General features: G+C 37.6%; 21 protein-coding genes. All 21 read right to left on the minus strand.

Going from position 1 to position 19740, the window contains the following annotated elements:
• The coding region (locus AX662_RS06310) for a hypothetical protein (protein WP_156430699.1) at positions 1 to 279 on the minus strand (279 nt) is incomplete at its 3' end.
• Positions 280 to 963: 684 nt separating this feature from the next.
• The gene (locus tag AX662_RS06315) at positions 964 to 1425 is read right to left on the minus strand and encodes a GNAT family N-acetyltransferase (RefSeq protein WP_060971933.1); all 462 of its coding nucleotides are present in this window, start codon (positions 1423 to 1425) and stop codon (positions 964 to 966) included.
• 38 nt (positions 1426 to 1463) lie between these two features.
• On the minus strand, positions 1464 to 2249 hold the full coding sequence (locus AX662_RS06320) for an ABC transporter permease (RefSeq protein WP_060971934.1): 786 nt from the start codon (positions 2247 to 2249) through the stop codon (positions 1464 to 1466).
• Position 2250: 1 nt separating this feature from the next.
• Positions 2251 to 3069 carry an ABC transporter permease gene (locus AX662_RS06325; RefSeq protein ID WP_060971935.1) on the minus strand — a complete coding sequence of 273 codons (819 nt, stop codon included), beginning with the start codon at positions 3067 to 3069 and terminating at the stop codon, positions 2251 to 2253.
• Between the two features lies 1 nt (position 3070).
• Positions 3071 to 4063 (minus strand): ABC transporter ATP-binding protein, encoded by a 993-nt coding sequence (locus AX662_RS06330; RefSeq protein WP_060971936.1) that lies wholly within the window; start codon positions 4061 to 4063, stop codon positions 3071 to 3073.
• Positions 4064 to 4481: 418 nt separating this feature from the next.
• Positions 4482 to 4724 carry a hypothetical protein gene (locus AX662_RS06335; RefSeq protein ID WP_060971937.1) on the minus strand — a complete coding sequence of 81 codons (243 nt, stop codon included), beginning with the start codon at positions 4722 to 4724 and terminating at the stop codon, positions 4482 to 4484.
• A 117-nt stretch (positions 4725 to 4841) separates the two neighbouring features.
• Positions 4842 to 5111 carry a hypothetical protein gene (locus tag AX662_RS06340; protein WP_060971938.1) on the minus strand — a complete coding sequence of 90 codons (270 nt, stop codon included), beginning with the start codon at positions 5109 to 5111 and terminating at the stop codon, positions 4842 to 4844.
• 210 nt (positions 5112 to 5321) lie between these two features.
• The gene (locus tag AX662_RS06345) at positions 5322 to 6329 is read right to left on the minus strand and encodes a helix-turn-helix transcriptional regulator (protein WP_060971939.1); all 1008 of its coding nucleotides are present in this window, start codon (positions 6327 to 6329) and stop codon (positions 5322 to 5324) included.
• A gap of 232 nt (positions 6330 to 6561) precedes the next feature.
• On the minus strand, positions 6562 to 8646 hold the full coding sequence (locus AX662_RS06350) for a DUF262 domain-containing protein (RefSeq protein ID WP_060971940.1): 2085 nt from the start codon (positions 8644 to 8646) through the stop codon (positions 6562 to 6564).
• A gap of 2 nt (positions 8647 to 8648) precedes the next feature.
• Positions 8649 to 10187 carry a DUF262 domain-containing protein gene (locus tag AX662_RS06355; protein WP_060971941.1) on the minus strand — a complete coding sequence of 513 codons (1539 nt, stop codon included), beginning with the start codon at positions 10185 to 10187 and terminating at the stop codon, positions 8649 to 8651.
• A 171-nt stretch (positions 10188 to 10358) separates the two neighbouring features.
• Entirely contained in the window at positions 10359 to 10961 is a 603-nt protein-coding gene (locus tag AX662_RS06360) for a response regulator transcription factor (RefSeq protein WP_060971942.1), read from the minus strand.
• Positions 10958 to 12052, minus strand: a complete 1095-nt coding sequence (locus AX662_RS06365) for a sensor histidine kinase (protein WP_060971943.1) — start codon at positions 12050 to 12052, stop codon at positions 10958 to 10960. The genes AX662_RS06360 and AX662_RS06365 overlap by 4 nt, the downstream gene beginning before the upstream one ends.
• Complete coding sequence (locus AX662_RS06370) at positions 12045 to 12782, minus strand: ABC transporter permease (protein WP_060971944.1); 738 nt, start codon at positions 12780 to 12782, stop codon at positions 12045 to 12047. The genes AX662_RS06365 and AX662_RS06370 overlap by 8 nt, the downstream gene beginning before the upstream one ends.
• A complete protein-coding gene (locus AX662_RS06375) occupies positions 12779 to 13660 on the minus strand; it encodes an ABC transporter ATP-binding protein (RefSeq protein WP_060971945.1) in 882 nt (293 codons plus the stop codon). Before AX662_RS06375 ends, AX662_RS06370 begins: the two co-directional genes overlap by 4 nt.
• Positions 13653 to 13832, minus strand: a complete 180-nt coding sequence (locus AX662_RS06380; protein ID WP_024009968.1) for a hypothetical protein — start codon at positions 13830 to 13832, stop codon at positions 13653 to 13655. The genes AX662_RS06375 and AX662_RS06380 overlap by 8 nt, the downstream gene beginning before the upstream one ends.
• 10 nt (positions 13833 to 13842) lie before the next feature.
• Positions 13843 to 14052, minus strand: coding sequence for a hypothetical protein (locus AX662_RS06385; protein WP_014632978.1), 210 nt, complete (start codon positions 14050 to 14052; stop codon positions 13843 to 13845).
• 219 nt (positions 14053 to 14271) lie between these two features.
• Complete coding sequence (locus AX662_RS06390; RefSeq protein ID WP_060971946.1) at positions 14272 to 15216, minus strand: 3-oxoacyl-[acyl-carrier-protein] synthase III C-terminal domain-containing protein; 945 nt, start codon at positions 15214 to 15216, stop codon at positions 14272 to 14274.
• A gap of 14 nt (positions 15217 to 15230) precedes the next feature.
• Positions 15231 to 16493, minus strand: a complete 1263-nt coding sequence (locus AX662_RS06395; RefSeq protein ID WP_060971947.1) for a F390 synthetase-related protein — start codon at positions 16491 to 16493, stop codon at positions 15231 to 15233.
• Positions 16471 to 17286 carry an MBL fold metallo-hydrolase gene (locus AX662_RS06400; protein ID WP_060971948.1) on the minus strand — a complete coding sequence of 272 codons (816 nt, stop codon included), beginning with the start codon at positions 17284 to 17286 and terminating at the stop codon, positions 16471 to 16473. The genes AX662_RS06395 and AX662_RS06400 overlap by 23 nt, the downstream gene beginning before the upstream one ends.
• A complete protein-coding gene (locus AX662_RS06405) occupies positions 17261 to 18241 on the minus strand; it encodes an NAD-dependent epimerase/dehydratase family protein (protein WP_060971949.1) in 981 nt (326 codons plus the stop codon). Before AX662_RS06405 ends, AX662_RS06400 begins: the two co-directional genes overlap by 26 nt.
• Positions 18238 to 19512 carry a glycosyltransferase gene (locus AX662_RS06410; RefSeq protein ID WP_060971950.1) on the minus strand — a complete coding sequence of 425 codons (1275 nt, stop codon included), beginning with the start codon at positions 19510 to 19512 and terminating at the stop codon, positions 18238 to 18240. Before AX662_RS06410 ends, AX662_RS06405 begins: the two co-directional genes overlap by 4 nt.
• Between the last annotated feature and the right edge of the window lie 228 nt (positions 19513 to 19740).

The following is a 19740-nucleotide window of genomic DNA, read 5'->3' on the forward strand; positions in this document are numbered from 1 at the left end:
GCTAGTGTTATTGTCTATCACAGGATTTTTACTAACAACTTCTTTTTCCTCAATAATTGTTGTTTTCTTTTCTTCAGTATCCTTTGAAGTTTCTATAACATTATGAATATCTTCAAGTTTTTCTTTGTTTTCGTTTTGTTTACCTACTACTGTTTCTTTATCAGATATTTTTAAAGAATCTTCAGAACTAGGTGTATCTGCTAGGATTACCTCATTAGGGACATATGCTGCTAAAATAACTGCAGCTGTGGTTAATGACAATACTGTACTTTTTTTCATTTTAATTCCTTACATATTTATTTAACTTCCAATAGATAGTAAACTTTAACTTTGCTAGCATTTGTTATAAAAAGTTTTACTAATACTCTTCGAAGATCGCATCAAACCGCGTCAACGTCGTCTTAGCGTATGTATGGTTACTGACTTCGTCAGTTCTATCTACAACCTCAAAGCAGTGCTTTGAGCAACCTGCGGATAGTTTTCTAGTTTGCTCTTTGATTTTCATCGAGTATAAGTATTATCTAGGAAATAGAGTAGTACATTTATATATAATTGTTAGCTCTCCAGAAAAATAGTATATCATTTAAAAAATTTAAGTCAAGAAAAATTAACCTACATTAATTTATTTTTTAATAAGCGTTAAAAACATAGAGTCAAAAACTTTCGTAGTTAGCTGGGGTACATTATCAGAACATTCACACCATCAAAAATAGTAGCAATCAACTTAAAGCACTAGCAACATCACAAAGTCAAACATCATTAATGAAATATCAGCGCTATTAAACAATATAAAAAACCGCTAAGAATAAGACTTAACGGTTATCTTCTACATATCTATTTTTTCAAATCCTCAGTCGTTTATCTACCTATAACCTAGACTTTACGAGTGCCTTGCTCTACCAACTGAGCTAAATTGGCTAACACTTTTATAGTATGGCACTCTCAATTTTTTGTCAGGAAGTTTTAAACGATTTTCTTTATCAAAATCTGGCAAGGATTCTGGGGATCCCAAAGTTGAGGAAAAATCTCTAATTTTTTAAAACCAACACTTCGATAAAAGACATTTGTTCGATCATAATCTTTATTAGAGCCTTCTGCTACTGTTTTTACCTGTAGGTAGTCTACTTGTTTGCGTGCTTCACTTTCTAAAGTAGCAAGCAATTGACTCCCAATTCCTCTACCTTGATGAGCTTTTTTTACGCCGAGACAATCAATCTCTGCACACTCTTCACTAGAATAGGACAAGCTTACAAATCCAGTCAAATTACTCTCCTGATAGGCTGCCCAAACTTGCAAATCTTTGGCTCCTTCGATGTAGGCTTGCGTGCTTTCAGGTATTCCAAACCATTCTGGCAAATCCTTTAAAACCTCATCAACAACTGCCATTTTTTGATCTTCATCCTTGACTTCTTCAATTGTAAACATCATAAGTTCCTTTCTTGATTTTAGTCTTACTTTACCTCTTACGAACCAGCACTTTCGTAGGCATCCAAGCCCCTATCCCAGAGTTTGAGGGAAATGAAAAAGAAGACAAGGGAAATCAGGATCAAACCACCGATATTAAAGAGCCCATTCTTACCCTGCAAGAAATAACTGGCAGGATAGTAAGCCGTAAAGGCAAATGGCACGATAAAACTGATCAACCAACGAAGGAGCGAATTGTAAATGGAAATCGGGTACTTGGCAAAATCATTGAACATATAAAAAATATAAATCATGGCGCCTGACTGTTTGGTCCAAAAAGCGATACTGGCTGTCGCAATTTTCAAGGAAGTATAAATCAAGGTCGCAAAAGGAATACAGACTAGGAAAAGCAGGAATTTTGGAAGGGTCCAAGCAATGCTTGATACTGTTGTTCCTAATAGAATGCCACCGACCAAAAGTTCGCCTAAAGCATCAATCTGGAAGGTCTCAACGAGGATATGAAAGAGAGGATTGATAGGACGAGTCAGATACTTGTCAAACTCCCCTTTTCGAACTAGGCGTTGACCTAAAGCCCAGAGGTTGTCAAAAAAGAGATGGTCCAAGCCCTTGGGAATCAAGGAAAATCCATAGATAAAGGCAATTTCTTGAAAGGTCCAACCTTCTAGGGATGGGATATGTTGAAAGATAACATTGAGAAACAAGAGGTTCAGACCTTGAGTCAGAAAGACTCCCAAGACACCTACTACAAAATCAACCTTGTATTCCATGATTTGCTTGATGTATTGTCTGATAAAAATCAGATGCATGCGTTGATATTTTTTCATACTAACCTCCTTGAATAGTGATAAATGACTGGACTCGTTTCCAAATCAACTGAGACAAGCCCACCATCACTATAAGCCAGAAGAACTGGAGCAAAAGCGCTTGAAGAATCTGACTGGCATCGTATTTCCCAACAATGATCATAACCGGAGTGTAAATCAAGGATGAAAAAGGCAAGAAGGAGAGAATAGCTGAAACCACCTTTGGAAAGAAAGCCAAGGGAATCAAACTTCCAGACATAAAAGCCACTATGGAAGTCTTGAGTAGATTGGAACCCCAAAGATTTTTAAACACAAAGGCTGAAAATCCAAAGCAGATATTAAAGAAAAAGTTAATCAGATAAGCCAGAGTTAAGCTAAAGAGATAAAGGACAGTTAATCCCAGCACTTCTACAATCCCTTGCCCAGACAGGATTTTCATCAAAACAATGACACTTAAAAATGGCAGTCCAACAGAGATAAAAATCAACCACTTGGAGCCAAGTTCGGTAAAAAGGTAAGAGGCCGCAAAATGAACTGGTCTCAGCAAGCGCATGATAATGGAGCCATCCTTGACCTCCTCCCCAATCATAAAGGAGCTATCAGACCTGGTCAAGAGATTGGTCACAAAACTCATGATGATGTAGAGGGTGATATCTGCCATGCTAAAGCCCTGAATCAAAGGCTCCTGGGAGGAGTCAAAGACAGCCTTCCAGAGATAAAAGGCCACAAAAGCTCCCATGACATCGCCAATCCGATAGAGAATAAAGTTGACTCGATAGGTAATCAACTCCTGAATCCCTGCATTGATAAAGGGTTTATAACGTCTCCACAATTTGACCATCTTAGAGCTCCTTTCGATAGAAGCGACGGATAATATCTTCAATATCTGTATCTACCATCTTCAAATCACGGACTTCAAAATCAGACAGGGTTTGCTTGATAATATCGGCCGACTGGTAGCGGGAACTATCGAATTCAATATTGAGAGTATTTCCTTGTCTATCAATGGACATATCAGGTAAGCCTTCATAATGAGAGACAAAATGACCTTGACCTGGTACCAGTTCAAAGGAGAGAGTCTTCATCTTGCCAAAGGTTTCCTTGAGCTGGCTAACCGTTCCATCAAAAATCTCTTGCCCCTTGTCAATCATAAAAATCCGATCACAGAGTTGCTCAATGTCACTCAGATCGTGAGTGGTCAAGAGAATAGTTGTTTCTTCTTCCTGATTAATCTGAGAAATGGCCCGACGAATGTTGTCCTTGACCGACACATCCAAACCAATGGTCGGCTCATCTAAAAAGAGAACTTTGGGATTGTGAAGCAAGGAAGCCGCAATATCCGCCCGCATCCGTTGACCTAGCGAAAGAGTCCGCACGGGATCCTTGATAAAGTCCTTCAAATCCAAGACTTCATTCAAAAAATCCATGCGCTTGTGGAAGAGCGAATCTGGGACATCGTAAATCTCCTTCAAAACCGTGTAAGTCTCTTGCAGGGCCAAGTCCCACCATAGCTGAGTTCGTTGTCCAAAAACAACCCCAATATCCTTGACATAATCCTGGCGATTATCCTGTGGAATCTTGCCATTAATCCGACAAAAACCAGATGTCGGTTTCAAAATTCCTGTCAGCATTTTAATGGTTGTCGACTTCCCAGCACCATTTGCCCCGATAAAACCTAGAATCTGCCCCTTGGGCACCTCAAAGGTCAAATCCTTGACCGCTTCAAAGGTCTGCTTTTCAGGATGAATAAAGGAACGCAAAGCCCCCTTCAACCCCGGTTCCTTGACTGTCTTCACAAAATTTTTCTGAAGATGTTTCACTTCTATCATTGCCATATCTATCTCCTACAGTAAAAAATCAACAAACCGTGTCCTCTAAACACAAAAAGCCAATTTCTCATCTCCTAAAATCTGCCTTCTTTATCACAGCAGAAGACCTTAGTATTACTCTATTATAAAGCAGTTAAAAAAGGAAACCAAGTGTTATTCTCGAAAAAGAGAAAATAGTTTTGATACTTGAAAAAATCAAAACCACCCGTCTAATTCACTAAACAAAATGACACAATTCAATAATTCATCAAAGCCTCTACATATTCCTGTAGAGGCTCATTTCAACTTCTCTCATTCTTGCTTGTGAATGTTTAGATAGATTATAAGGTACAAAAAAGCCACCATATGGTGACTTAATGATAGACAATCTAAAAAGAATTGGAAATAATTCCTTTTTTGAGTGCTGTAAGTATAAATCCCTACTTTACACACTAAGTTCATTTATCACATCTAACAATAACTCTTTGTCATTCTTCATAATGGCTAACAATGCATCCTCGTCATCTTCCAAAATGGCTAAATATATCTTTCTTCGAGCTTCAAACTTTTCGATTTCTTTTTCAATCTCTTTAATCCGTCGAGTTTCTCTTAATTTCATAGAAAAAAGAATTCCCAAAGCCATAAAAGTTAATACATCAATTGTAGCGAAAAATATGATAAGATTCATGATAATTACTCTCCCTCTAAAATAAATTTTCTTAGTTCTCAACTAATGAATGGATTTCAACACTTCACTCTGAAAAGATGAGTTTTCCTTGTTTATGTTCATTATTAGTGTTAACCATTAACAAACATATGCTCTCGCAAACATATACAAATCATCTAATTCATCATGTTCAGGTCTTGAGGTTGTATGAAATCCTGCACAATAATGACAATAATAAGTACGAATGGTTTGATCCTCACACAACATGACTGCACGAAGTGCTTTGGCATTAGTCTCATAAACTATTTTATTTTTTTTAGCTCCATGACAGTAAACACCTTTTGTTGAGTGTCTGTTCTTCATAAGTTTCATTTTGTTTTTATAGATTATCTTTCTAATTTTAGACATTTTGCTTTCCTCCTTTTGGTAATAAATGCTGTACTTTTGTTTTGCATTATTTCTTTATAACTATATTTTATCACCAGAAACACACAATACAAGTACCTTAAACACATCATTGTCCATCTGTTTTATACTTTCAAACAATACAACAAAAAAAGTACGTATAAAACGTACTTCTGTTTTTTTGTGAAATGCTATTAAAAAAAAGTGTCAATTTTACTTATTTATTTTTTTTAGTTCAAGTATAGTAAATACCCCATTAAATCGATCAATATAACGTTGAAAACTATCTCTGCCATAGGTTTCAATTTCATATATTACCCTAGGAACTGTACTCCTTGTATCTTTCTCGATAACTTTAAGTGCAGGGACATCATCTTCAAGTACTTCCCAAAACTGACCAACATATCTGAATCTAATCCGAAATTTTTCCGTATCTGAAAACATCAAGAAAGTATAATAACGAACATCACTATCTGACAAAATTTGAGTTAATTCCTCAGAACTTAATATTAGTTCTGTATTATACTTCGAACGATGAACAGTTTTAAAACGATCCAGTCTGAAATTACGAAGACTCCTTGTATCTATTCTTAATCTTCCATCCTTTTCTTCAACTTTATATGCCATACAATAAAAATAATGATCATTAAACATAATCGAGACCGGTAACACATCATAATCGGCATCCTTTCCTTGGTATTTCGTATACTTAAAAGAAAGAGGCTTCTGATTTTCAATTGCGTCAAAAATAGCGGATAGATGAGGTAAGATAGATTTACTCTTATTGTCCCTGTAAATCGATAATTCCTTATACTCCTCTAGTTCCCGTTCCGTAAAGTTTCTAATACGCTGACGTTCCCTATCATCAACAGCTCTCTCTACAAAAGTATCAATGATTTCTCTAACTTCCTCAACACGTAGTGCTCTACTTTCTAAAAGAATCTTAGACAAGATGACGGCCTGGTTGTACTTTAAGTTACCATAACCATGGTTATATTCTGCCTCATAGGTTCCTGCAAGTCGAGAATACTTTATTTTCATATCATCTCTAAGTACTTTTAGATTTTCCTTTAATTCCCTTAAATCATCTTTAAAGGTTCGCTCGGCGATATTAAAACGTTTAAGGTAATCAGTTTTATTAACCTTATGCCCCTTTTCCAATTCAGACATAAAATATAAAAGACGACTGGTTTTCCCTTGCAAATTATTTTCTTCTTTCATTATTCGACCTCATGCTTGATTATAACTTATAGAATATAATATCATTATCCTCTACGTTAGTATGCTTTTACTTTCAATACTTATCTAAAAAACTCAAAGTCCCTTTGAAAATTGAAAAATTATCCTAATTCTGTTCGTAATAATATCTAGTCTTTTTTGTACTAGCTTACAATAAAAATAGAGATTTAATACACAAAGGCCAGTGTGAATTTCACTAGCCTTTGTGATAATATTAGTGCAATTTATTATTCAAGTATTCTGCTATATCCAAAAATGATAGCGTAGAATCAAAATGTTCTTCCTCTGCTTCTTCGCCACCTATTAAATTAAGGCTAAAATGATTTCCTCGAAATCTGACTTCATATACTTCATTTATATAGAGTATCCTATTGGTACTTTCAATCCCTTTCTCACTTTCATAACAAGATTGTATTCCTAATTCCTTTAGTTTTTCTTCTAGTGCTATCAAATGAATATCATAATTTTTAGCACTAGAGCTCTTATTGGGAATTAACAACATCTCCTCTGAACGATTAAGCCAGAACGGAGATTTCATTCTATATTGTGAAGGAGTCATTTTACTAAACATGGTTTCATAGTAAGCAATGAAGGCATAACGCCATTCTTGAGGAGCTATATTACTAATATTTTCTTGGATAATACGACGATACTCAACATCTAGCGGCTTGTTCATATCGAGTTCATCAAGTAGTTTTTTGACATACTCATTTCGAGATGAAAATAAACTTTTGAGGCTTGGTGCAGACCCAGAAGACTCATTTGAATTATCCTGATACAGCGTTTTATAATTATTAGCTGTAGTCATTGTATAGTCTCCTAGAGCTAGCAAAGCTGCCCGCATTAATAGACCTTCTTCAGGCTTTGTTTCAGTAAACATTTTTGATATTTTATTCCAATAGATTGAAATAACATCAATCTTTCTGCTTGGCAAATCATCCGCTTCGAAGTAAAAGCAACTTCGAATCTGACCATCAAAATAGGGATGATTTTCAGCAACTTCTATAATCTCTCTATAGGAATCATCTGCAGTTATCAATTTAGCTTTTTCAATCTCTTCGTCAACTTGGTCAATACTGAAACCATTAATTCTATTTCCCTCGGCTAGATATTCTAGCAGGTCTGAAGTATGTTCGATTTGTTCATTAATCCCCTTGATTGCCCGTTCATATGACTCTTGAGAATCTATAACTGAGTTATTAATCAAGTTCCTAAAGATACGATACCAATTTTTATAGCTAGTATCTAATGAATCACCGTGATGTTCTAAGAATGTTGAAATAACGTGAAAATAAACCCTATCCTTCAGTTTTTTGTCGACTATTGAACCTTCTAAGATAGATGAAACCTCAGGCACTTTATTCTGAGAGAGAAAGTCAAGAACAGATACAATTATTTTTATATGACTTATTTCTACAGTTTCAAAGTCGATTTCAAGAGTCCAATTGTCGCGTTTAGAATAATCAAGGCTATCTAAATTATTGATAAGCACAATTTCAAATAAATTTAAAAAGTTGGTGTCAAAGGCATTTTTATCAATATTCCAAATAACATCAGTCCATTTTGTATCAATATTTTGGGAAAATTCCCTTTCTAAATGACTATCTATTTTCTTTATTCTATCAATTAATCTTGCTTTAAAATTTTCAAAGTCAGTTAATGGGCGCCCTCTAGAATTCAGTTTGATATAGAGCTCATCTTCTGAACCAAGTTTATCAATATCTAGAAAATTGAAGACAAGTTTTTGGTTATTAGAATCTGATAAAACTGAAACATAATCAAACCCATAATCAAAAGAATCAGAAATGTCATCTAGTGTTTTCAAGGCACCTTGTACAGTTGGATCTAACTGCCATGAATCTGCAAACCATGGCTGATCTGTTATGATTTCTGAAGAACTTTCTGTTTCTGTAAAGATATTCTTTCTGTTCTCAAATAGACTCTTGAAAAATTGTGTAGAAGACTTTCTAGTTTTATAAGAAAAATTACCTAGAAAGTCACACTCGTCATTATCTCTATAGGCAAAAAGATAAACCAGAAATAAGGTTGTCAGACGTTGTTGCCCATCTAATGGAATAAACTTCCCATTAATTGATTTTCCATAAATAAAATTCAAATCGAGTGGTCCAACGTTTGTGTCAAGTAAGGCAGTATTTATATCCTGGAGTAATTTTTTTCGAACTTCTGTGGTTCTTTTATCCTTTCTTCCTTGTGCATAGTCTCGCTGAATCAATGGAATTACGACTCGATAATTTTCTAACAATGATTTTAAGTTATATTTTACATTAATCTCTTGCATGACTACTCCTCATAATCTCCAAAAAATTGGTTGAATTCCTGTTTTATCGCTTGAATATAACTGTCTTTATCCTTATCAGTCCAGTCGTCAAATCCATCTACCTCATTGCTATAGACTTTCAAGAACACATTGCGCGTACAAACAGGTACAAATTTTCCTTCCGCATCAACCTCAAGAATAATTCTACGCTTTTGGTCAAATGGGCTATTTCCATAAGAGCGATTCGTATTAGAGTCTAGCAAGGTTAAATTAGCTAGACTATCATCAGCCTCAGCAGTCTCATCAGCCGTAGCATGAATATGCTCGATATCCCATTTCTCTTTCTTATAAATATCAAAAGGAAATCGATATTGTTTTTCACTCTTATTAATCAAAGTAACGAGATTAAACAGTAAAAGTAGATCCTTAATTTCTTTTTTCTTACTACTGTAGGAAAAATCTTCGATAGAACCTATATCTTTTTTCAAAGTTTTATAAGCAATTTTTTTTAATTCATAAAAAGCTTCTGACTTTTTCTTCCCTCTTGTAGCCTCAAAGACCTTTTCAATATTCTTATCGTCAACCGATAAGAGATAGCCGATTAAATGGTACCTATTTAGATCCTTGTACCAATTGGTCAAATCTTCAAATTTTAAGTAGACTTCATTCCAGTACTCACTTATAAAAATCGATTTATTTTCAGCATTTTGATATTTTGCGTAGATTGAGTAAAAAGTTGCATAAATATCATTTTGAGGTATTTCTAAAGTTTCATGTTCAAGTAGGTTAAACAAAAGATCTATCCTAGTGACATAATTCTCACTATTTGTAAGAAACTTCCAAAATGATTCCTCTTGAAGTCTATGTTCAATAATATCCCATTCTATTCCCCTTTGAATCCTTTCACTATCATTTTCAGATTCATAATTAGTTTGATCTAACAATAGAGCTTTAATGAGCTCAGCATTAGTCAAAGGAATTTTACCTAAGTTAACTTTGGTAAATAGTTTTATAGGGTCTTCTGTCTCATCAATTTCATACCAAATAAAGAAAACAGCCTCTGTTAAGACTTGATAAATATCGTGTAAAGCATTATCCGAATTAATATCTTCTCGTTCCACCCATTTATCAATAGCAGCAAAAGCTTTACTGATATGATGTGCATCAATATCATAATCCTCGATTTGTTGATAAGTATCAAAATTTAATTCTTTTAAATATTTAGCACTCTGTTCTCTTGTTTCATAAACCAACTCAAAGTAATCATATTGATTACTTCTTCTACGGCCACTACTAAATTCAGCAGACATAAATTTCAAAAAAATAAAGATCGTTGTTAGCCTCTGTTGACCATCAACTACATCATAAGTATTATCTGAAACTTTCTTAACAATCAAGGGCTGCAAACAGTACTTATAATCTCTGTTTTGTTTACTATGTGTATAGAGGTCTTCTAAAAGAGTTGTAACCTCATGTTCAGTCCAGCGATATCCCCTTTGATATGAAGGAACATTAAATTTTAATCCTTTTAGGTCTTCAATTCGTTTTTCAGAAACTACCATTTGATATCTCCTTTTCATCCAAAGGTTGTTATTAGAATTAACAAAATTATTATCTACAATTATAGCACTATTATAAATCAAAATATTGGAAAAAATGCAAAATACTTTCTATATAGAACAGGATAATGAAAAAAGCCACCATATGGTGACTTCATTCTTATCTATTTCTCCTCATCCCAACCAATCTTTTTCCTTGGCAATGCGGACGGCTTCTGTTCGATTGCCTGCATCGAGTTTGGTCAGGATGGCTGTCATGTAATTTCGGACGGTTCCATTTGAGAGAAAGAGGCTTTCTGCGATTTCTTGGTTGGTTGAACCTTGAGCCACCATGGCCAAGACTTCTTGTTCGCGTTGGCTGAGTGGATTATTGTCAAAGGCAACGCCTTCAACTAGCTCTGGCGAGTACTCCTTTTGTCCTGCTAGGACGGTATGGATGGTCGCCATGAGGTCACTGATGGAACGTTCTTTGAGCACGTAGGCATCCACGTGGGCTGCGAGGGCTCGTTTGAAATAGCCTTTTCGTTTGAAGGTGGTCACAATAACAACCTTCGTTTCACTTTGGTTGGCACGGATCCACTCCAGAACATCAAGTCCTGTCTTAATTGGCATTTCAATGTCTAAAATGGCTACGTCGACCGCTTCTTTTTCCAAGAGGGCAATGGCCTCTTGACCATCACTGGCCGCATGGACCTCTTCGACATCGTCTTCCAACATGAGGAGCTGGCAGAGGGCATCCCTCAACATTGACTGGTCTTCGGCAACTAATAATTTCATGCTTTTCCTCCCTCTTTCAAATGCACACGAATGATTGTTGGATGCGATTGAGACAGGATTTCCAAGTCTCCATCTACCAAACTGAGGCGCTCTCTGATACTGTGTAGTTCTTGTCCTGTGACTTCCTCAAAGCCACAACCATCATCCTCAAACTCAAGGACAATACCATGATCACGTCTTAGACGAATCTGACAGCTATCGGCCTGGCTATGTTTGATGACATTATTGGCCAGTTCACGAAGCACCATGGACAAGGTAGACTGACTAACTGGTGACAGGCTGTCTAAGTCAAGGCTACTATCCACGGTCAGGACGATATCAGATAGGTCAAAGAGTCGCTCAAGTTCCAGTAACTCCTCTGCCACCGTTCGGTACTTGAGCTTATTAACAATCTCACGCACCTCGTACATGGAGTCACGGCTAATCTGGTTCAATTCTTCCAGATTCTTTCTAGCAGCTTCATACTGCTCCTTGTCCATCTGTTTTAGAGCCAACTCGGTTTTAAGACTCATCATGGCAAAGGTATGTCCTAAGGTATCGTGCAAATCACGACCGATACGATTGCGTTCATTTTCAGCTGACAGGATATTAATGGTCCGGTTCTGCTCTGCAAGGGCTTCTTCCATCTTTCTCTCCTGACGTATACGGTTTTGAAAATAGTACATTCCCAAAGAAAAAAGAGTAATAGCCAGAGACATGAGGTGGGTGCTCAAATCGTCTGTCAGTTGGAAGGATGATGACGTCAAAATCAAGAGTGTCGCTAGAAAGGATAAGAATCGATAAGAAGATATGCTATCCTCAAAGTGCCAAACGAGAAGATTAACGTTGAAAAAGATAAACCACATCATGCCACCCTGGAAGGTCACTGACATAAAGATAATGTAAGCTAGAGTGTAAAACCACAGAAAGGGAATCCACTTGCTATAGGCTTTTTTCAAATACACTATAAGGAGATAAGCCAGAGTAAAGGCCAGCGTCAGACCTAAAGTCCAAACTGGGAAATCCCCACCAAACACTCCTAAGATCGGGAAGACTAGGAAAATCAGACTAACAAAATAAGCAAAATCATTTTTCTGGTATGTTCTAAACATGGTCACTTTCTCTGTACGATTTGATAAAAAGGGCTAAGCCTGTAGCTATTGTAGCATAGACCAAGATAAAAATGAGTGATTTCCATGAAAATTCCCCTTTTTTCGCAAAATTGACTACCAACTGATTAATATGATAAATGGGTGTCCACTCCGAAATGTGCTGAACCCATTTTGGAAACAAGGTTACTGGCATCCAAGAACCACCAATAATAGCTAGACCAAGAAAGACGATATTTCCGGCGATAGCCATGATTTGTTGAGACTTAATTTGGGCTAGGAGTAAGCCAAAGGATAGAAAGACTAGACTTGACAAGAGTAAAAGAGCACCTGAACCGAGCCAATGTGATAATGGCATCTTAACATCACGCACAAAAGCTCCTACACAGAAAGTTACGATGATAGCAACCATAAAGTTCATAAGAACTCGGAAGATTTTTGATAGGTAGTAGGCCTGAATACTGATTTTTGAATGTTCGATGTAGGTTAACCAGTGCTCCGTTTGATCCTCTCTAAGCATGTAGGGAAAGGTAAAGAAACCAAAGCTGGACATAGAGAATCCTGTCATGGTCAACATATAAGACAAGATAAAGGCTTTTTGTGACTCTGGGTCAGGACTCATTTCCATACCTGAATACAAGAGGAAGAATCCGACAGGCATTCCGATAGACATGATAAAGACGGGCCAACTGCGCCATGTTTTTATCCATTCGATTTTAACTAGTGCTTTCATGACTTGTCCTCCCTTGTGCTATCAAATAGGCTATCTAAAAGTGTCTTGTTTTGAATTTCAATGTCAGAAATGCGACAGCCGTGAGCTTGTAAACTACTCCATACACTTTCAATATCTTTAGTCATAAAGGTTACAACATCACGTTTTTCAGTCACATCATAAATGGCTGCCAGTTTATCAAGATTTGGAGCAAAGCGACTTGCTAAAGTGACTTGTTTTTCCTTTTCCTCGCTACGCATGGCATGTGGCGTAGTATCCCTAATGAGTTTCCCCTGATGAAGGACCAAGATGCGGTCAGCCGTGTGTTCTACTTCTTCGATGTAGTGGGATGAATATAGAATGGTTACACCTGACTTTTTCAGGTCATTGATGATTTCCCAGAAACGTTGGCGTGTCGTAGTATCCATCCCTGCTGTCGGCTCGTCTAAAAAGAGAATGTCAGGCTTGCCAATTAGACAGAGGACAAAGGCAAGAAGACGTTTTTGTCCCCCTGAGAGTTTGTTCGCAAACTGCTGATACTGATCGTCTTTGAATTGTAAGAGTGCTTGAATCTCCACTTTAGATAACCCATTTTCAGAAATATCTTGGAAAAAAGCAATCAGTTCCTTGACTTTTAATTGTGAGGGAATGGTATTTTCTTGAAGGAGGACCGCAATTTGATCTTGCGCTTTCCCCTTTTTACCCTTGATAAAGACTTGACCGCTACTGGCTTTCTTATCGCCAAGAATGCAGGACATTAAGGTCGTTTTACCAGCACCATTGGGACCAATTAAAGCAAGACAATCGCCTTGTCCCACCTCAAAGCTAATATGGTCTAAAATCGTTTTCCCTTTGATTTTTTTAACAAGATTTGTGACTTGAAGAACCGCTTCACTCATGTGTGTGATTTCCTTTCTTTTGGTAGAAGGCTAGAAAAACATAACAAGCTGCAACTGAGACACCCATAACACTGTAGAGAATATCACTGCTGCCATGAAGAAGGACATAAGCAAAGAGGATTGTCCAAGTTGTTGCTAGGAGCATAATGCTTAGTATTTTCAATAATTTCATACTGGGCCTCCTAGTTTTTCAATTCTTTAATAACAAGGTCGATAAAACTTTTAGCCATAGTGATGAGAATGTAGGCTGAGATAGACAAGCCAATAATCATGCCCAAATTTGAGAAGATAGCTTCAAAATTGCCTTTTTCAAAGATGTCAGTAAACATGCTAAGTCCAGCAAAGACAGTTCCGATGACAGCGTAGATAAGGTAAGATGTTTTGATTTTCATGAGATGACCTCTTTCGTTTTTTATTATTTCTAAGTTATGACTAAAGTATATCTTTTTGGTCACTCTCTTTTTAGCACCAGATGTCATGACATGATATGACATTTGTCATGTGACGTAAAGGCAAGAAAAAAAGCTGACCTTTCAGTCAACTCTAACTTAAGTTATAAGCAAAAGAAGTTTCATCCGTCATTTTGACACTACTCGTTTCTAGCCAAGAAATTATAATTTCAAGGCCAACATGTTAACCGTCATACCTGCTGCTGTTCCCAAAAGGTAGACGACATCTCCTTCTTTAACTAAGCCATGATCTAATGAGTAAGCTAAACCAAATGGAACAGATACAGAAACCATATTACCATAGTCAGTAACTATGTTAAGATATTGATCTTCAGCAATACCAAGTTTATCCATTACCAAAGATAAGGCGCGACTAGCTTGATGGGGAATGATGTAGTCCACATCCGCAAGAGCCAAGTGAGTTTTCTCTTGGAATTCTTGGAACATATCAGGAAGCTTATGCGCTGATAAAAGGAGAATCTTCTTGCCCTTCATATCAAACATAAAGTCCGTTTTTGTCTTTTCTGAATATTTTTTAGGATGGTAAGAAGTCAAACCTCCACGGATTTCAGTATCATGAGCACCTTCTGACCAGGTATGTTGTAGACTTGCAATAACCCCTTTGTCTTGAGAACTTGCTTGGAAAATAAAGGCTGCTGCTCCATCACTAAAGAGTTCAAAACTTTCTTTTTGTTTCGGATTGAGACCCAGACTTCCGACCTCACTAGATACAATCAAGACACGATGGTATTCACCAGCTTCAATCAAGTAGGACATTGTTGATAAAGCTGAGATAAAACTTGTACAAGTCGTATTGATATCCATGGCTGGGATGGCAAGTCCTTTTGCCACGCGCTCATGAATCAAGGCTGCAGTACAAGGAATAGGCTGAACACCAACTGCACTGGCTGAGACAAGACAATCAATGTCATCAATTTTCAAATTGGCATTTTCAAGAGCTCGTTGGATAGCCACTTCGGCCAAATCCAACTGTGTTTCTTCATCTTCTACAACACGATAACGTGTTTGATTTTTGAATTGTACGGTTTGTTTTGGAAGACAAACTCCATAACCTGCGATTTCAACATGTCTTTTTACTTCTGTCATTGTCATTCATCCTTTCATAAACGGTGAATACGTTTGAGTTTTCGACTGGTATCCCAATGATAATCGGAAAAATGGATTTCTGGAACCTTAAACTGCTTTTGCTGCGCCAAGAGTTGAAATTGAGCTGTGATAGCTTCTTCTACTTGCTCGTCTCGTTGGCTGAGACAGACTTCAACAATCTTCTCTGAATGTTGCTTGACTTGATAGTCTCCAACATTTTCCACAAAGAGAATACAACGCCTGATAAAATCAGGATAGATTGTCACCTGTCCTCCATCCTGACCTTCAAAGTAGAAGATATCATCGGAGCGACCTTCGACCTTGTCAATCCTTGTATAATGAGAACCACATGGACAAGGTTCAGGATTTTCAACCAAGATATCATTAAGTTTGTAACGGTAAACAGGTTGACTGCTTCGCTTGAAATCCGTTATCACTGGATAAAATCGATGCTCATCCAGATACTCTTTCTCTACAAAAATGATATCCTCATTGAGGTGAAGATATCCTGCAGAACAGGTGCAGGCTAGAAAACCTTCCGTCGCTTGATAAACCTGGTCAATAATGGGTAGCTTAAAAGCACTCGAGATGCGAATTCTATCACTATCCTCTAAAATTTCTGATACAGAGACAATTTTTTGCGGTGAGATAGACAAGTCTCCTGCCTTAAGACGCTTGCTCAACTCTATCAGCATGGAAGCTGGTGCCACAACAATGGTCGGTTGATAATGATTAAGACGTTCAATATGTTCATCGGTATTTTTGAAAATATCGAAGTATTCTAATCGTATCAATGACGTATTGATAGTCTGGTAGAGTTCATTATCTGCTCTAAGGAAAAAGGCAATTCGGTGGCCAAAAAGGTGCCTCTTGGGTAACATCTTAGCTAAAATAGCTGCCGCCCACATGCTTCGCTCTTTCTCGGTCGTGATGAAGAGGCCACGATGTCCCGATGTTCCTGAAGATAAACCAACAGCTACTTCACCTTTAAGTTCCGTGAAGTCACGAGTCTTCTCACTCTCAATAGCCAAGGCTAAAGCCTCATCGCGATCGATGCCTTGAGTGTTTAACTCGTTAAAATGCGTCATCATAAAGGTCTTATCCATATGGTCGAAGTCAGTAGGAACACCATTTTTGAAATAAGGAGACTCCCGTTTTAGAAAATCCATATAGTTAGATAATTGCTTTTTCTGATAAGCTTCTAAAGCTGCTCTCGTTTTGAAGTTGTGAAGCCATCTGGTTTGGATAAAGGTTTTAAGAAAGGTTATTTTTTTCATACAAGATACGCTCTATCCTTTCTACAGGGTCATGACTAACTAGTACTTCCGTCCCATCTTTTAGGATATCCTCTAGTAACTCAGTCCCCTTGATATAATCCGCCATATTATCCTGAACCAAGGACGGAATGAGGTGCATTTGTTTCGTATAAGGTAGCAAATCGACACCCCAGCACAAGTCCGCTGCGATAAAAAGATTATAATCTGGAATATAGAGACAAGCCTGACCCTTGGCATGACCATCAACAGAGGCTACCAAGATACTTCCATCTCCAAATAAATCACAGGTCGGACGATAAGGAAAAGTTGAGTTTTGCTGATCAGCCTTGATTACTTTTACCTGTTTCTCAAAAGACGCTGGCAAGAATTCCTTAAAAATCAAATCCTTCAACTTAGGCTTCTGATAAACCTCATAAACCTCCTGAGTCAGAAGGAAGCTCGCATTAGGAAAGAAGCCAGCCCCTCCCAAATGATCAGGATGCAGGTGGGAAAGCATAACATAAGTAATGTCATCAGGCCTAATCCCCTTCGCCTTCAACAAGTTTGAAATTTGATCCTTTTCTGTCATCTGCACCGGCGTTCCTAAACGATACAAGCCATAGCGAAGCTGGGTCTTAATATCGTAGTGATAACCTGTATCATAAAGCAGATAGCCTTTATCTCTGTGTTTGATTAGAAAGACACCGGCTGGAAAGGTCATCTTTTTATTCTTGACTTTCTTGAACAAAAGACCAGTATAGCTAGTACAATATCCCGCAGGAAAATAATCAATGCTTTCGATAATCTTGGACATATTGTTCAATCCCTTCTGAAATCGTTATTTTAGGCCGATAGCCCAAGTCACGCTCTGCCTTGCTAATATCTAAAGTCTGACTATAGCGCAGCAAGTAATAGGTATAGCGTGTTAGGGCTGGCTCTCCTTTGAGCTTTAGTCTCTTATAAATACACTCCAAACTACTTGAAATAACAGACAAAAGTGGAGCTGGAATTTTGCGATAGCGGATGGGATAGCCCAAACCTCTCAAGGTTTCTTCAATCAAGTTCCTAAATGCTCTGGGTTCTCCATTGGTAATATTATAAACCTCTCCAGCTGCTTGAGGAGTTTCCAAAGCCAGACGAATAGCCAAAGCAACATTTTCCACACAGGTCATATCCATCAGTTGGCGACCATCACCAATCAAAGGAATACCGATCTTCTGACTAAGATTAAGAACACGTGGCAAAATGCTGGTGTCTCCAATCCCAAAAAGTCCTCGAGGTCGCAATATGACACTAGACACATCAGGATAATCTTTAAATAGTTTTTCTGATGCCAATTTACTTCGAATGTAATTGTTAAGCCTATTTTCCTGAGGGGCATCGCTTTCTTTGATATCCAGCTGGTCTCTAGGCGCTGCATAGATACTTGGAGACGACACATATACCAAGCGCTCGATATTAGCCTTACGGCAAGCTTCAAGGACGTATTTAGTCCCTAAGACATTCGTTTGGTAAAAGTCTTCCCAAGGACCCCAAACCGTTGACAAAGCACCGGCATGAACGACCATATCCATTTCCTGACAAGCCTTAGTCAAATCCTCTTGGTTTGTCAAATCTCCTTGAATAAAGGTCACAGAGGCGTTTACCAGAGACTGGCCAATTGCACGATTACGACCAAAAGCTCGGACTTGATAACCGTGCTCAACCAGTTCTTCCACAACATATTTGCCTAAAAAACCTGTAGCCCCCGTTACTAAAACTTTCTTCATTGTTTTTTCTCCTTGTCTGCCAGCAGGCGAGCTATTTCACCCTCCACTACTTCTGTAGGATGATATGACTTGGCAGCATGACTTAAAGCCTCTAACTCAGACCAATCTTTCTTAGCCAACAATGCCTCAAAAGCTTGCCCAATTGCCTTGTCATCCTCTCTTTTGGCAGTCAAAGCCACACCTGCCTCAAGTCCACGAATAGCATAGTCATACTGGTCATAATCGTGAGGAAGTATTAAGGATGGCTTTTTATTTATAATACATTGGAAAAAAATACCTGAACCACCGTGGTGAATGACATAATCCATCTGAGGAATGTATTCATTGTAGGGAAGATAAGAAACCACTGAAACATTATCCATTAATTTTTGGCATTGGAATTCTTGCCCTCCAAGACCTAAAGTTACAAAAAACTGGCACTCTGGATGAGACTTAGCTAACAGCTTCGTTTGGTAAATTAAATTGTCCTTTGCCCAATCCAATTGGGTCCCACAAGTCACAAAGACAATTTTACGATTTGCAAATGGCGACAAATCAAGAGGATAATCCTCACATCGCTCAACTGAACCTCCAGTAGGACCCACCCAGTGGTAATGTTCTGGGAACCCTTTCTTTATCTCCAACTCTTTCATTCCTATTCCTAAAATAGAATACGGTGAATAGATACTCTCTTGTCCCTTATGGTTGTACATTTTAAAACCATAACGCTTTAAACGATTTCGTAATAAAAAAGTGGCGGAATACTTCAAGAAACGAGTCAGTTTTCTGCCTAGCCATTGTTGAATCAATTGATTGCGATTCTTCGGACTTCCCATTCCTCCGAAGAAACAAGGAGGACCATCCGTCGTTTCAATAGCAAATTGTGTGGCCATTGTCGTTATCCACGGAATCCCCATTTGCTCTGCAACAAGTCCACCCGACAAACTGACATAATCGGCAATGACTAAATCAGGTCGGCTTACTTTCCATTCCGATAGTAATTGATCGGAAACAAGATTAATAATATCAAGACTAGCTGATAGTTGACGATAAGCAGAAAAAAGGCCCAATTGCTCCTTATTATTAGCCACCCTTTCAAAGTCCATTTCATGACCTTCAAGAATAGTAACAACCTTAAAGCCTGCTGCCTCAGCTACTGCACGTTTCTGCTGTCCTGTGAATAAACGAATATCATAGCGAGGATTTTTTAATAAAGGCATTAGCAGATTCATGGTTGGATAAAGGTGCCCACTTAATGGAACGATGACCACGTCAATTTTTAGTTTTCCCATAACATTAGCATAGCAAATTTTTTTTGAAAGAACTACTCAAAACCAAATACTATCTAAACTCATTTTCTCTGAATAGATACACTTCTTCAGTAAGATTTTTCATCCATTAATCAATCAAAGCTTGCCACAAATACTTTAACATAAAACTTTTCAATATTTTTTAGCAAGAATCCCCTAACTTACCTCCATCATGACAAACATTCTTTCCAAAGGAATTGAGAGGTAGTT

Source organism: Streptococcus sp. CCH5-D3, assembly GCF_001556435.1.
Taxonomy (GTDB): domain Bacteria; phylum Bacillota; class Bacilli; order Lactobacillales; family Streptococcaceae; genus Streptococcus.

Coding starts and splice junctions, on each gene's coding strand:
- AX662_RS06335 (WP_060971937.1), bottom strand. CDS start 4,724: ATGAATCTTATCATATTTTTCGCTACAATTGATGTATTAACTTTTATG.
- AX662_RS06320 (WP_060971934.1), bottom strand. CDS start 2,249: ATGAAAAAATATCAACGCATGCATCTGATTTTTATCAGACAATACATC.
- AX662_RS06405 (WP_060971949.1), bottom strand. CDS start 18,241: ATGAAGAAAGTTTTAGTAACGGGGGCTACAGGTTTTTTAGGCAAATAT.
- AX662_RS06410 (WP_060971950.1), bottom strand. CDS start 19,512: ATGGGAAAACTAAAAATTGACGTGGTCATCGTTCCATTAAGTGGGCAC.
- AX662_RS06380 (WP_024009968.1), bottom strand. CDS start 13,832: ATGAAATTATTGAAAATACTAAGCATTATGCTCCTAGCAACAACTTGG.
- AX662_RS06325 (WP_060971935.1), bottom strand. CDS start 3,069: ATGGTCAAATTGTGGAGACGTTATAAACCCTTTATCAATGCAGGGATT.
- AX662_RS06315 (WP_060971933.1), bottom strand. CDS start 1,425: ATGTTTACAATTGAAGAAGTCAAGGATGAAGATCAAAAAATGGCAGTT.
- AX662_RS06370 (WP_060971944.1), bottom strand. CDS start 12,782: ATGAAAGCACTAGTTAAAATCGAATGGATAAAAACATGGCGCAGTTGG.
- AX662_RS06340 (WP_060971938.1), bottom strand. CDS start 5,111: ATGTCTAAAATTAGAAAGATAATCTATAAAAACAAAATGAAACTTATG.
- AX662_RS06350 (WP_060971940.1), bottom strand. CDS start 8,646: ATGCAAGAGATTAATGTAAAATATAACTTAAAATCATTGTTAGAAAAT.
- AX662_RS06400 (WP_060971948.1), bottom strand. CDS start 17,286: ATGTCCAAGATTATCGAAAGCATTGATTATTTTCCTGCGGGATATTGT.
- AX662_RS06355 (WP_060971941.1), bottom strand. CDS start 10,187: ATGGTAGTTTCTGAAAAACGAATTGAAGACCTAAAAGGATTAAAATTT.
- AX662_RS06345 (WP_060971939.1), bottom strand. CDS start 6,329: ATGAAAGAAGAAAATAATTTGCAAGGGAAAACCAGTCGTCTTTTATAT.
- AX662_RS06375 (WP_060971945.1), bottom strand. CDS start 13,660: ATGAGTGAAGCGGTTCTTCAAGTCACAAATCTTGTTAAAAAAATCAAA.
- AX662_RS06330 (WP_060971936.1), bottom strand. CDS start 4,063: ATGGCAATGATAGAAGTGAAACATCTTCAGAAAAATTTTGTGAAGACA.
- AX662_RS06390 (WP_060971946.1), bottom strand. CDS start 15,216: ATGACAGAAGTAAAAAGACATGTTGAAATCGCAGGTTATGGAGTTTGT.
- AX662_RS06360 (WP_060971942.1), bottom strand. CDS start 10,961: ATGAAATTATTAGTTGCCGAAGACCAGTCAATGTTGAGGGATGCCCTC.
- AX662_RS06385 (WP_014632978.1), bottom strand. CDS start 14,052: ATGAAAATCAAAACATCTTACCTTATCTACGCTGTCATCGGAACTGTC.
- AX662_RS06395 (WP_060971947.1), bottom strand. CDS start 16,493: ATGAAAAAAATAACCTTTCTTAAAACCTTTATCCAAACCAGATGGCTT.
- AX662_RS06365 (WP_060971943.1), bottom strand. CDS start 12,052: ATGTTTAGAACATACCAGAAAAATGATTTTGCTTATTTTGTTAGTCTG.